Below are 13,948 nucleotides of genomic sequence, written 5' to 3'. Positions count from 1 at the left end.
AGATCTTATTTTTCAATCTAGACTAACTTAGGTAATTAATATTTATAGGTTGTAATTTTGAGATTACTCATGTTTTTCTTGCTTCTAGGAGTGAGCAGTGCTCAAGCGGAAAAGGTACTCTTAATAGAGAGCTACCATGCTGAATATCCATGGGATGTTAGTTATATAAAAGGTATCACAGATACGATGTCATCATCAGCTGAGCTGCTCAGCTTTCAGATGGACACCAAGCGGGTGCCTGTTGAACAGTTTGAATCCAAGGCTAACGAAGCATTTGAATATTACCAGCAAATAAAGCCAAGTATTGTGGTTTTGGGAGATGATAATGCGCTGAAATATATGTTACCTAAATTGTATCAAGAGCCTATATCGATTGTTTTTTTAGGCATAAATTCAAATCCACGTTCGCTTTTGAGGAAATATAAAGGCCAAGCAAAAGTGACAGGGGTACTCGAGTTACCTTTATTTGTCAAAAACATTAGAGACTTGAGCCAAATGTTGCCCGAGAAGAAGCATAAATTCAGAGTGATGTTTGATTCTGGAGTAACCTCCCAAGAAGCAGCCAAGCATATTAAAAAGCAATATATATTGATTGAAAAAAGCCTTAGGGTTGAAGCAGAGATTCTTCTTATTGGAACACAAGAAGACTGGCAGGAGAATGTAATCAACGCTGAAGATGATGGCGTATCAGTCATTATTGTTGGCCTTTATCACACGCTTGTAGATGAAGGGGGGAATAGTATGCCAGCTTCAGAGGTACTGAGGTGGACGAATGAAAACTCTAAAATACCATTATTTGCTTTTTGGGATTTCGCAGTTGGAGAAGGTAAAGCCAGTGGTGGTGTTGTTTTGTTTGGCGAAAGCCAAGGTAAACAAGCGGCAGGTCTAGTGAATGAAATATTGGCTGGAAAAGATGCTAATAATCTTCCTATCGCTATTGGAGAGCAAGGTCGAGCCATTTATTCCGAAAAAGAGTTGCAACGTTGGGGGCTTACACCACCGGTTCATTGGAATGTTATGAATTGATAAAAAAGCCCACTGACAGTGGGCTTTCAATTTAGTAAGCTAGTTATGCTTCGACTTGACGGTCACGACCGTGGCCACGTTCACCCCGAAAGTTACCACGATTATCACCACCTCGGTTGCGATCAAATCGACGTTCGCCATCTCGGTTTCCACTTTCGCGGCGAGCACCTTCGCGGTTACCACCTTCGCGGTTACCACTTTCGCGGTTTCCACGGAAGCCACCACCATCACGACGGCTACCTTCGCGGTTACCACGGAAGCCACTACCATCACGTCGTCCGCCGCCATCTCTTCCACGGCCACCATCACGGCGACCACGAGGCTCACGGAAGTCGTCGAAGTCACAAACAACAGCATCTACTTGTTTTTGGCGGATGCGAAGTTTACGCAGCTTTCCTGCTGTTTCAGAAGGCATCGCCTTTGGAAGCTGAACGTAGGTTTCACCTTGAGCTAACTTAATCGCACCAATCGAGCCCTTTGTAAGGCCAAGTTCATTTGCTAATGCGCCAACGATATCCTTAACTTGTACACCTTGTTCGCGACCCACTTGAAGCTGGTAGGTATCCCAGTCTTGGTTGTTAACACTACGATCTCGGCCGCGGTTGTCGCGTCCACCATCACGTCCACCATCACGACGTTCTTTACGGCGTTGCTTGTCTCGCTCAATGGCTTGGATCATTGGGTCTTCGCCAATATAAAATAATGGGCGCTTACCTTGTTGACGTTTAAGTAATATTGAAGCAAGAGTCACTGCATCAACATCTAAAGTTTCTTGCAGCTTTTCTACTAATTCGGTAAATCTCTCTAAAGATTTATGTTCTTTTTCTTGCTCAAGTTCTGCCCCAAGCTTAACTAAGCGAGCTTCTGCAACTTTATCACGTAAGGGAAGTTGGATTTCTTCCATTAGAGATTTGGTTACACGCTCTATGGTACGAAGCATGCGAATTTGATTGGTGCGTACCAAAAGTATGGCTTTACCTTTACGACCAGCACGACCTGTACGGCCAATCCTGTGGATATAAGACTCTACATCAAAAGGAATATCATAGTTGAAGACGTGTGTAATTCTTGGTACGTCAAGGCCGCGTGCAACTACATCAGTTGCAACCAGAATATCGATAACACCTTGCTTAATGTGGTCAACAGTACGCTCACGCTGAGATTGAGGAATATCGCCATGAAGTGCAGAAGCCTTAAAGCCACGCGCACATAGCCAATCTGCTAGTCGTTCTGTGTCTTGACGTGTACGAACGAAAACAATGGATGCATCAGTTTCTTCTGTTTCCAGCATGCGAGACATTGCTTCATCTTTCTCAATCCCTTTTACTACCCAGAACTGTTGTTCAACTTTGTCAACAGTATGGTTTTTTCCGGCTACATCAATCGTGGCAGGCTCACGCAGAAAGCGTTCCACAATTTTTTTTAGCATTGGTGGCATTGTTGCAGAGAATAAAACGCGTTGAGCAGATTCAGGAGCATGTTCCATGATTTCTGTTACATCATCAACGAAACCCATATTTAGCATTTCATCAGCTTCATCAAGAATAAATGTGTGCACTTCGTCTAGGTGAAGGCGTTCACGGTTGATGAGGTCTTGAACTCGGCCAGGTGTGCCGACCACAATATGTGCCCCGTTTTTAAGAGCTCGCATTTGATCAACGATTGATGCACCACCGTAAATTTCTAGAACTTTCAGGCCAGTAATATTTTTCCCTAGGTTTTTAATTTCCGCTGCAACCTGAATGGCTAACTCACGTGTTGGAGCTAGTACAATGGATTGAGGCTTGCGTTGAGAAAGGTCTAGTTTGTTTAAAAGGGGTAAAGAAAAAGCCGCTGTTTTACCAGTACCTGTTTGAGCTTTACCGAGTACATCTGTACCTTTCATTAGGTGCGGTATAGCTGCAGCCTGGATAGGCGTTGGTGAAACAAAGCCCATCTCATTTAATGATGAAAGGATAGAGTCGTTCAGCGCTAAGTCGCTAAACTGAATTACAGAATCAGTCATTGGGATCCTACTATATAAATGTAAACAAAAGGTCCCACGAGCTCTACCAATTCCATTACCAATCCAGTGAGTGCTGAATCCGTTCAGATGCGGATAAGTCGTAAATCGCATCAAGCCGCTAGGGACATATCTAAGGGGTGCGAATTATTCCTTAAATACACAAAAAAAGCCAGAAAAAATTGAAATACATCACAAATTTTTCCTAGCTTTGATTGGATAGACTGTTTTTCAGGTGTATCTGAATATATTAATTTCGTGCTAGAAAATGAGCTTTTGTTATTGATCTGGTTGATAATATAGAAAACGATACCGGCATCTAGCTCTCAAACTTCTGCGATATACATTGATGGTATTACCTAGTAACATGTGAACAAAGAAATTAGTTCTACAAATGTCATTATCATAGCATGAGGCTGATGGCTGATTGGCTGATAATCATATAGCGTTGGATGTGAATGCATCCAGAACATAAAACGAATTATTTAGAAGTTAACATGTTCCAAGATAACCCTCTACTGGCTCAATTAAAGCAGCAAATTCAAGAAAACCTTCCCAAGAAAGAAGGTGTCATTAAAGCGACGGAAAAAGGCTTTGGCTTTTTGGAAGTCGACAGTAAAACTAGCATCTTCATTCCGCCACCTTATATGAAAAGGTGTATGCATGGAGATAAAGTAAGGGCCATTATTCGTACCGAAAAAGAGCGAGAAGTCGCTGAGCCTGAAGCACTGCTGGAGCAAGGTGTGGATCGATTCATTGGACGGGTGAAATTGTTTAAAGGAAAGCTAAACGTTGTTCCAGATAGCCCGCAACTTAAGAGGCTGTCGCTGAAATCTAAGCTGGTTAAAGGCTTAAAGCGTGACGAGTTGCAAGAAGGTGACTGGGTTGTTGCCCATGTGGTTCAGCACCCACTTAGCGGCGACAGTTCTTTTTTAGCTGAAATTTCGAGCAAAATTGCTGATGCTGAGGATAAAATCGTCCCATGGTGGGTGACATTGGCCCAAAATGACTTACCCAATACAGAGCCATCGGGGGTTGAGGATTGGAAAGTAGAGGATGATGCTGATCTTAAACGTTTGGATATGACACATGTACCCTTTGTGACTATCGACGGTTCATCTACCCAAGATATGGATGACGCTTTATATGCTGAAAAGAAAGACGATGGGTCGTATGAACTGACGATCGCCATTGCCGATCCTACAGCTTATATTGCTCAAGAATCTGAAATGGATAAAGTCGCTCGCCAACGAGGCTTCACCATCTATCTACCAGGTCGAAATATTCCAATGCTGCCACGTGAATTAGCTGATGGGTTATGCTCTTTGGTTGAAGGCGAATTACGGCCGACACTTTGCTGCAAAGTTACGGTAGGCCGTGATGGTACTCTTGGAAATGATGCGCTGTTTTTTTCGGCTAATATCAAGTCTCATGCTCGTCTAGCCTACGACCATGTATCCGATTGGTTGGAGCATGGGCAATCAGAGCAGTGGCAGCCTAATGAAGCTATTGCCCAAGTGATTCGCGCCCTTCATGAATGTTCACAGGTCCGCCTTCAGTGGCGTGAGAGCAATGCCGTTATTTTTCCAGACCGACCAGATTATCGATTTGAACTCAGTGAAGATAATGATGTTATTGCTATTCATGCAGATATTCGCCGAAGCGCAAACCGTTTAGTTGAAGAATGTATGATTACCGCGAACATCTGCGCTGGGAAAGTACTTCAAGTAAGCTTTGATTCCGGAGTGTTTAATACTCATTCGGGCTTCAAACCAGAGAAAATCAGTGATGTTATTGAGCTCGTCAACTCTGAAGCCAAGAGTTCAATATTTAATGCCGATTGTATTACAACATTGGAAGGATTTTCAGAGCTTCGTCGCTGGCTAGTTAAGCAAGATACCAATTACCTTGACCATCGTATTCGTAAGTATCAAGCATACAGTGAAATCGGCAATCAGCCATTACCTCATTACGCTATGGGGCTTGAGCTATATGCTACATGGACTTCGCCGATTCGAAAGTATGGTGATATGGTTAATCATCGCATGCTAAAAGCTCATATCTTAGGTAAAGCACCTACTCAAATTGTGGATGATAATCTTGGAGATGAATTAGCGCTTCACCGTAAACATCATAAAATTGCTGAGCGTCATGTGGCAGAGTGGCTATATGTGCGCACTTTAGCTAATGAATCTACCAAAGGTACGATATTTAACGGTGAAATTTTTGATGTATCTCGAGCTGGATTACGTGTTCGTTTAATCGAAAATGGTGCGGCAGCATTTGTTCCTGGATCTTTAATTTTGGCTAATAAAGAGCGTTTAAAATGCAATACTGAAGCAGGCATTGTAACTATTGATGATAATGTAATTTACCGAGTGGGTGACTTGATAGAAGTGATTCTCAATGAGGTAAATCAGGAAACACGGAGTATAGTGGCTAAACCTGTCGAGGTATTTGCTTAAATGAATAAGCGCTATTAGTTATAAGCTGATGGGCAGGAAATATTCTTTACTGCCCATGTATCATTAAAAGTTCAAAGCCTTATGTTTCCCAAAATATTGACTTTGGATCCTTGTCTACTTCGCGCATTATTGCCGTAAGATCTTGACTTTTTGGAAGGTAAGGATAGGGAAGCCATTGTGTGTGGTTGATTTCATCAGGGACCAATAGTAACCAAGCTTTTTCTTCTAGGTTCCATATAACCTTTGCCACTGGTAACATGTAGTGGCAATGAGCAGAATCAAGAAGAAAATGCTGTTTAATGAACACGACTCCATTTTCAGTAACCTCATAACTTGCTTTACCAAGTTCAGCCGGTAAACTTTTGTTTCGCTGAGAACAGATTATCTGTGCTCGGCTTTCTACTTGTTTTTGTAGTAAACTTATGAGTCCCATTCTAGCTCCCAGCGTCGAATTCTGCTTTAAAGAATAGGTATAAGATATCCCTGAGTCTGTATCATTTTCACAAAAATGTAATCTTATCGAAATATCATAACGTCAATGCACTTTTCAAATTTGAATCGGAGATTGTTATGATTCGTCAATTTTTAATACCTTTGCTTATGTCATTTTTATTTTTTAACCCTGCAGCAGCAAATGAGGTTAATATATCGGGTTCGACATCTGTTGCACGTGTGATGGATATATTGGCTGAAGATTTTCATAAAAACCACCCAGAAACTTATATTGCTGTACAGGGTGTTGGCTCAACCGCTGGTATTACACTACTCAGTAAGGGTGTGACAGATATTGGGATGAGCTCACGCTATTTGACTGAAAGTGAGCAAGATGAATCGCTTATTGTAATCCCATTAGCTTTTGACGGCTTAGCTGTGGTCGTGAATAAATCAAATCCGATAGATAATGTGAGTCGCAAAAATCTGTTTGATATTTATAAAGGTGTTATTAATAATTGGAAGGTGGTGGGTGGTCCAGATCAAAAAATTGCTGTGGTAACTCGAGAAGCGTCATCTGGGTCGAGATATAGTTTTGAAAGCCTTCTTGGATTAACTAAAATTGTAAATGGGCGCCAAGTGTCATCAATTAGCCCAGATAACTTAGTGGTTAATAGTAATAGTATGGTCAAAACTTTAGTTAGCCACAACAAACAAGCAATCGGGTTTATATCTACAGGTTCAGTAGACAGCTCAATTAAAGCGGTCAAACTTGAAGGGGTTGAGGCTAACAGTCAAACCATCGCAAACAATAAATATTCCTTGTCTCGGCCTTTTCTTGTTGTTTACAAAGACTCTATGTTAGATAAGCAAGCTCAGCTATTTATTAGGTATTTGCGGGGGACTAAAGCGAGTAACTTGATTCGAGAATATGGGTATATACCGATCAGCCAATGATCTACTAGGAGGGCTGGTCCCTCCTTAGAAATGAAGCTGAATGACAGAAACAACAATAGCGCCTGGACGTCGAATACCTTCTATCTCAACTTTGATTTCTCGCTCAATTTCAAGTCCTTTCTTAACTGGAGTGATTTTAGAGAGGGTGCTTACTGCACGAATGCGACTATTTGCTTTAACAGGGTAAGGGAAACGTACTTGATTGAGACCAATGTTGACTACCAATTTTGCAGTCGGGAAAAGGGTATGGTCTGGATCGATACTATCTGTCAGTTTTGGTAACATAGCCAGAGTTAAAAAGCCATGTGCAATGGTGGTTTTAAAAGGTGACTCGGCTTCTGCGCGCTCGGGGTTGGTATGTATCCATTGCATATCTTCTGTGATTTGACCGAATTGATCAATACGCTGCTGAGAAATCTCTAGCCACTCACCTGTGTGTATCACTTGTCCGAGTTTTGTTTCTAGTTGAGCGTACAGTTCTTTTGCTTCAGGTTTTAACTCAATGCTTCTTGTCCGAATATCACTTGTCGTCGCAGTTACCTGAACTTCATCGTTAACCGCTGGTCTTTGCATATCCCAAAAACGCGCAAATAAGTGGCCATTATTTGTCTTTTGTAAAAACTCGTCCCAATATTCACGTACAGTAGGAGACATCCACTGCATAAATTCGGATTGCGATTTTTCACCACGATGTTTGAATAGGTCTGCGACTTTCATAAAACCTCAGATATCTGATATTAATACATGTCAACATACTAATTTTGAACCACTTCACAATTGTTCGCAATGACTTTTGGGCGTACACATGTTGCCCTATTGCTGCATTTATGTTTTAAATCAAGATCTTATCAAAAAAACATTATTTTATTAGATAATTCTATTTAGAGTATTAACACTACATGATTGTGAAGATATTATTACAATTTTAATAAAAAGTACTCTTTTAGAGTGCTTGTCTAATCGCTGTGCAATTATGGGCAACGAAATAAAACGTTAGCAACAATCCTGCCAATACCTAATACTCCATTTTCAAGGCGAGATGGCTGAGTGGTTGAAAGCGTGGGTCTTGAAAACTGACATACCCCAATAGGGTATGTAAGGGAAATCGATATTTATCCTCCATTAAGTGATATTAAAACGCTGTTTAAAAAATCAATATTGAGTAACCTGCTTTGATTCATTAGTTAAGATTTACTCTACAAAACTGACACCAGCTTCAAGGTACAATCGCTGGCAAGCTGTTCCATCACTGTGGAAGAGATGGCAACGGTGCGCTGGAATATCAACAATACACTTATTACCCACCTCAACAGCTAAAGTATCTGGTTGTCGATAAATGATATCAGCGTCTGCTGACTCAATATGCATGTAAACTTGGGTTTCATTACCTAGTTTTTCTACAATGTTTATTTGACCTTCAATCGAAGCACTGCCTTGTGATTTAGGGAGCAGGTGCTCTGGCCGAATACCTAATGACATGCGCGTTCCCCGTGTGATAGTTCTGCCATCTACAGGCACCCAGAATGCGTTGCCGTTTGCGAGCTGAACCATCACTCGTTCATCTTCTACCGCTTCGATGAAAACGCTAATAAAATTCATTTTAGGTGAACCAATAAATCCAGCAACAAAACGATTTTTAGGGTAATGATATAGCTCCAATGGTCTGCCTACTTGTGCGACATAGCCAGCATCAAGTACAACGATCTTATCTGCCATTGTCATCGCTTCAACCTGATCGTGAGTGACATATATCATTGTACAACCCAACTTTCTTTGAAGCTTGGTAATCTCAGAGCGCATTTGTACGCGTAGGGCTGCATCTAGGTTTGATAAAGGTTCATCCAGCAAAAATACTTTTGGTTGTGAGACCAAGGTTCTACCTATGGCTACTCGTTGTCTTTGTCCTCCAGACAAGGCTTTAGGCAGGCGTTCAAGCAAATGACTGAGTTGGAGAACATCTGCGGCATGCTCTACACGTTTATCTATCTCACTTTTATTTGCTTTGCTGAGCTTGAGACCAAATGACATGTTGTCATATAGGTTTAAATGAGGATACAAGGCGTATGATTGAAATACCATACCGACACCACGTTTTGATGGCTCTACCTCATTCATGTGCTGAGAACCAATATATAGGTCGCCTGACGTGATATCTTCAAGGCCAGCGATACAACGTAATAAGGTTGATTTTCCACAGCCTGATGGACCAACAAATACAACAAACTCGCCTTCATTAATCTCCAGATTAATATTTTTTGAAATTAAAACGTCGCCATAAGCTTTAGATACATTCTTTAACGTGACACTTGCCATCTTGTCCTCGATCAATATTTATTTTTCCGCTTGATATAATAAATTCACTAATGTGTAGTAATATCTCGTACCGTTTTTACGGTTAGTTTGCCTAAAATAGCAGTGTTTGATGTTTATTTAATGCACTAATTCATACAAAATCATCGCAAGCAAAGCATACCCTTTTATTTTAACAATATAGTAGTGTCGACCACAGTAAACTTGAAGACGACCAGCCCTTGGATACTTCTTGAGGAAATGCTGGGGGAAGAAATATGGGTGGTGAACTAAAGCACCACCCGTCAGAGCCAATTTAGAGTTTGTTCTTCCCGATACAATGTATAGGTATTTTGTATCATTGAACTTAAGATTAATTATTTTTAGCTAATGACACAATGCTATTTTTCTTCACAGTGATTCTTGGCCATGTAACCCAGCTTTATTGTAGATGCAGAAAGTTATCGACCTAACTAATATATTCTGGAAAAGATACCGACTACCCTACACTAGGCCAAACTAGTATGTTTTTTTCATGTGGATTTCGCATCCTCCTGATAACGTTTTATTTTGGGTTGGTAGTGAGGGAGTAGATGAGTCAGAAAGCACTTTGGTTTGTTAGATCAAGTTCAAAGAACTGCAGTATAGATCAGTGAACTTGATCACCAACAGGGGATGTTTTGTGATTTATGTTGTTGTTGATCACCGATTCTGATCACGAAAACACGCCATAATAGACAAGGCGTAGAAGACGGGATGATGAGCTAATTGATAATTTGGCGACAATAAGTTGTGACGCTAGGTAATTCCCCTGACTAGCCTGTGCCCGTAATATATTTAAAAAGGATGTTCATATGAGAAATGGCCTAAGTACAATAACCTTGAGCACTACCGTGGCTCTATGCTCAATGAGTACTAATGCTGCTATCGAAGAAGGACAACTGACCATCTGGGTTGGTGGTGACAAAGCTTATCAAGGGATGGCTGAAATTGGTAAACGGTTTGAGGCAGAAACTGGTATTGAAGTTACGGTGGCTTTTCCTGAAAAGCTGGAAGAAAAATTCCCCAAGGTTGCTGCCTCTGGGGAAGGTCCTGATGTCATATTTTTTGCGCATGATCGTTTTGGTGGCTATGCAGAAGCTGGGTTGCTTGCTGAAATAAAACCATCGAAAGATATTGAGCAAGGGATAGTAAGTTTTGCTTGGGATGCTGCGACCTATAAAGGCAAAAAAATAGCTTACCCTGTGGCCATTGAATCGGTCTCTTTAATCTACAACAAGTCGCTATTATCAACACCTCCCAAAACGTGGGAAGAAATTCCAGCCTTGAATGCTAATTTACAGAAATCTGGTAAGAAAGCGATTATGTGGCCACTGCGAGATGGCGCTTACTTCACTTGGCCTCTTTTATCCGCAGATGGAGGATATGCTTTTAAACAAGTTAAAGATGGCTACGATATCCGCGATGTTGGTGTGGCAAAAGATGGGGTTCAAGCATCTTTAACCTTCATCAATGAGATGATTAAAAATAAGGTTATTTCCGCTGATATGAACTATTCCGTCTCCGAATCTGAGTTTGCTGCTGGTAATGTCGCAATGACGATCAATGGCCCATGGGGGTGGACAAATATTGATAAAGCAGGAATCGATTATGGTGTCACTACTTTACCAAAATTTAATGGACATGCATCAAAGCCGTTTGTAGGTGTCTGGGTAGGAGGGATTAGTGCGGTATCTCCTAATAAAGAATTGGCTGTTGAGTTTTTGGAAAATCACTTACTAACAGATCAGGGTCTAAAAAGTCTCAATGATGATAAACCACTGGGTGCTGTGGCTTTAAAGTCGTTCCAGAAACAAATTGAAATGGATACACGCATTGCTGCAACTATGAATAATGCCATGAATGGTGAAGTCATGCCAAATATACCTCAACTTACTACTTTTTGGTATAGCATGAAAGATGCGTTAGATAATGTCGTTGATGGTCGACAGAGTGTACCTGATGCATTGAAAGCCGCTGAAACGCGAATGACACAGTAGTGTATCTGATTTTTAGAGGGAGAACGTTGTCCTCTTTCGCTTCTATATTATCGTGAGCAGGGTATCACATGCAGTCAGTTCAAGGTATAGGCACTATGTCGTCGCCAAAAGTTAGCTTGCCTTACAACAAAAACATATTGATGAAATGGGCAATTTTGACGTCGATTGGCATTATTAATGGCTACGCTATCATATTAATGTATTCTAGAGGAGAGGTGGCATTTGCACTTCTTACTCTTATTATCACCACATTGGCGTTATTTATTTTTGGTAGTGCAAAAACATATGCACATCGATATATCTATCCCGGAATTGCAGGAATGATCCTGTTTATTCTTTTTCCTTTAGCCTATACGGTAAGCTTGGCTTTTACTAACTACAGTGCTAAAAATCAACTTTCCTTTGAGCGGGCACAATCGGTATTGCTGGAACGTACTTATCAAAGTGGTGAAAATTATCCGTTTTCATTAATTCGGACAGATAATGGTTATCGCATTGTAGTGACAACAGTAGATCAACTGTTAGCAACAGGTAACTTGGATTTTGATAAGTTGGGTCGTCAGCTTCACTTAGAACCCGTTACAGAGGTAGAAGGTGAAAAAGAAAAAATAAAAACCATTATTAAAAACAAGTCAATATTGAGTGCCGTTGATTTTTATTTACCTTCTGGTGAAGTAATTCGGATGAGCGGCTTACGCAAATTTGCGGCTATAGAGGCTCTTTATACATTACAAGCCGATAGTGAAACACTCTATAACAATGAAACCCACCAATACTTAAGACCTAATGACCAAGTTGGTTTTTATCAAGCAATAGATGAAAATGGGCAGTTTACTGGCCCTACGATATCACCTGGATATATTGTTACGGTCGGAACGTACAACTTTGAACGTGTTTGGAAAGAAGAGGGTATAAAGCAGCCTTTTGTTAGTATTTTTGTTTGGACCGTGACTTTTTCTGCTCTCAGTGTAGGGTTAACTCTTATCATTGGCTTAGTTTTGGCAAATATTGTCCAGTGGGAAGCGTTAAAAGGTCGCTCTATTTATCGTGTGCTCTTGATTTTGCCCTATGCTGTACCAGCATTTATTTCAATCTTGATTTTTAAAGGACTGTTTAATCAAAGTTTTGGCGAGATTAATATGGTTCTAGAAGCACTGTTTGGCCTCAGTCCAAGCTGGTTTTCTGATCCTTTAATGGCCAAATTGATGATAATAATAGTTAATACATGGCTTGGTTTTCCGTACATTATGATTTTATGCATGGGGCTACTAAAGGCAATTCCGGAGGATCTATATGAGGCATCAGCTATTGATGGGGCAAATTTTATTGATAACTTCCGCTGTATTACTTTACCGTTGATGATTAAACCGTTAACCCCCCTTCTGATAGCCAGTTTTTCATTTAACTTCAATAATTTCGTATTGATTCAGCTTCTCACTCAAGGAGGCCCCAATATGCTAGAGACTACTGAGCGTGCCGGCCATACGGATTTATTGGTGAATTACACCTATCGAATTGCTTTTGAAGGTGCTGGAGGGCAAAACTTTGGCTTGGCGAGTGCAATCGCAACATTGATCTTTCTTCTCGTTGGGGCTTTGGCTTTGCTAAATCTTCGTGTAATAAAAGTGGCTAAAGACTAAGGAGAATTGTAATGGCAATGGTACAAGGTCAGTCATTGAAATATCGAGTTTTGGCCACACATATTTTACTGTGGTGTTTTCTTAGTTTGATCCTGTTTCCCTTATTGATGGTTGTCGCAATTTCCTTGCGAGAAGGAAACTTTGCAATAGGGAGTATTATTCCCGATAACCCATCGTTGGAACATTGGAAGTTAGCGTTGGGTTTTTCAGTGACGAATAACGATGGTTCTGTTACATCTCCCCCATTCCCTGTTCTGACTTGGTTGTGGAATTCAGTTAAAGTGGCAGGGGTTTCATCGATTATGATTGTTGTTCTTTCGACAACGTCAGCGTATGCCTTTGCACGGATGAAGTTTAAAGGTAAGAACACTATTCTCAAAGCGATGATGATCTTTCAAATGTTTCCACCAGTATTGGCTCTAGTCGCAATTTATGCATTGTTTGATAAACTGGGCCAATACATTCCCTTTTTGGGTTTAAATACTCATGGTGGTTTAATCTTTGCGTATCTTGGTGGAATTGCCTTACATGTCTGGACGATTAAAGGTTATTTTGAAACTATAGATAACTCTCTTGAAGAAGCGGCAGCACTTGACGGTGCAACACCATGGCAAGCATTTAGGTTGGTTCTTTTACCCCTTTCGGTGCCCATTTTAGCTGTTGTGTTTATTTTGTCATTTATTATGGTTATTGGCGAGGTCCCAGTGGCATCAGTGCTACTTTCTGATGTAGACTCCTATACGTTAGCTGTTGGAATGCAGCAGTATTTATATCCACAAAACTATTTGTGGGGTGATTTTGCGGCAGCAGCTGTGTTGTCTGCGTTACCAATAACGATTGTATTTTTGTTTGCGCAGCGCTGGTTGGTTGGAGGTTTGACCGCTGGTGGTGTTAAAGGCTAACTATAATAACATGTGTGGCAGAAAAGCTACCCAATTGTTTCTCGACTTAACCTACTTTGGTTTGGCCGCCGATCAGTTAAGGAGAGTACATCTGGCGTTACGCATAGCTGGCTGTTAGCTTAGATTCCTTACTTCGTCACTACTAACAGTTTTTGTAACCAAAACCCGATTCGACTCGGGTTTTTATTTATAGTGA

The 13,948-nt window shown here is 40.9% G+C and carries 10 protein-coding genes; 6 read left to right on the top strand and 4 right to left on the bottom strand.

Annotated features, from left to right (window positions below; translation table 11 throughout):
* Positions 1–57 precede the first annotated feature (57 nt).
* Positions 58–1,026 (top strand): ABC transporter substrate-binding protein, encoded by a 969-nt coding sequence (locus KO511_RS21090; protein ID WP_252724495.1) that lies wholly within the window; start codon positions 58–60, stop codon positions 1,024–1,026.
* Between the two features lie 43 nt (positions 1,027–1,069).
* Here KO511_RS21090 and KO511_RS21085 read toward each other — a convergent pair whose 3' ends face one another.
* Positions 1,070–3,031 (bottom strand): DEAD/DEAH box helicase, encoded by a 1,962-nt coding sequence (locus tag KO511_RS21085; protein ID WP_215989351.1) that lies wholly within the window; start codon positions 3,029–3,031, stop codon positions 1,070–1,072.
* A gap of 494 nt (positions 3,032–3,525) precedes the next feature.
* Here KO511_RS21085 and rnb point away from each other — a divergent pair, with 494 nt between their 5' ends.
* Complete coding sequence (gene rnb / locus KO511_RS21080; RefSeq protein WP_215989412.1) at positions 3,526–5,493, top strand: exoribonuclease II; 1,968 nt, start codon at positions 3,526–3,528, stop codon at positions 5,491–5,493.
* 79 nt (positions 5,494–5,572) lie between these two features.
* On the opposite strand, the gene KO511_RS21075 is transcribed toward rnb, so the two are convergent.
* Entirely contained in the window at positions 5,573–5,926 is a 354-nt protein-coding gene (locus tag KO511_RS21075) for a DUF3024 domain-containing protein (RefSeq protein WP_215989350.1), read from the bottom strand.
* Positions 5,927–6,063: 137 nt separating this feature from the next.
* Between KO511_RS21075 and KO511_RS21070 the strand changes: the two genes are divergently transcribed.
* Complete coding sequence (locus KO511_RS21070; protein WP_215989349.1) at positions 6,064–6,882, top strand: phosphate ABC transporter substrate-binding protein; 819 nt, start codon at positions 6,064–6,066, stop codon at positions 6,880–6,882.
* Between the two features lie 24 nt (positions 6,883–6,906).
* Here the strand turns inward: KO511_RS21070 and KO511_RS21065 are convergent, their stop codons facing one another.
* Complete coding sequence (locus KO511_RS21065) at positions 6,907–7,599, bottom strand: MaoC family dehydratase (RefSeq protein WP_215989348.1); 693 nt, start codon at positions 7,597–7,599, stop codon at positions 6,907–6,909.
* A 474-nt stretch (positions 7,600–8,073) separates the two neighbouring features.
* Positions 8,074–9,195, bottom strand: coding sequence for a maltose/maltodextrin ABC transporter ATP-binding protein MalK (gene malK, locus KO511_RS21060; RefSeq protein ID WP_215989347.1), 1,122 nt, complete (start codon positions 9,193–9,195; stop codon positions 8,074–8,076).
* Between the two features lie 830 nt (positions 9,196–10,025).
* Here malK and malE point away from each other — a divergent pair.
* From malE to malG, 3 genes are all read left to right on the top strand, one after another.
* Positions 10,026–11,210 (top strand): maltose/maltodextrin ABC transporter substrate-binding protein MalE, encoded by a 1,185-nt coding sequence (gene malE / locus KO511_RS21055; protein WP_215989346.1) that lies wholly within the window; start codon positions 10,026–10,028, stop codon positions 11,208–11,210.
* Between the two features lie 68 nt (positions 11,211–11,278).
* A complete protein-coding gene (gene malF / locus KO511_RS21050) occupies positions 11,279–12,850 on the top strand; it encodes a maltose ABC transporter permease MalF (protein ID WP_215989345.1) in 1,572 nt (523 codons plus the stop codon).
* A gap of 11 nt (positions 12,851–12,861) precedes the next feature.
* Positions 12,862–13,752: a maltose ABC transporter permease MalG gene (gene malG, locus KO511_RS21045; RefSeq protein ID WP_215989344.1), complete on the top strand. Its 891-nt coding sequence runs from the start codon at positions 12,862–12,864 to the stop codon at positions 13,750–13,752.
* Positions 13,753–13,948: the final 196 nt, after the last annotated feature.

The organism is Vibrio hepatarius (genome assembly GCF_018860525.1).
Classification (GTDB): Bacteria; Pseudomonadota; Gammaproteobacteria; order Enterobacterales; family Vibrionaceae; genus Vibrio; species Vibrio hepatarius_B.
The sequence above is the reverse complement of the archived record's forward strand: the minus strand, read 5'-3'. Positions and strand labels throughout refer to the sequence as shown.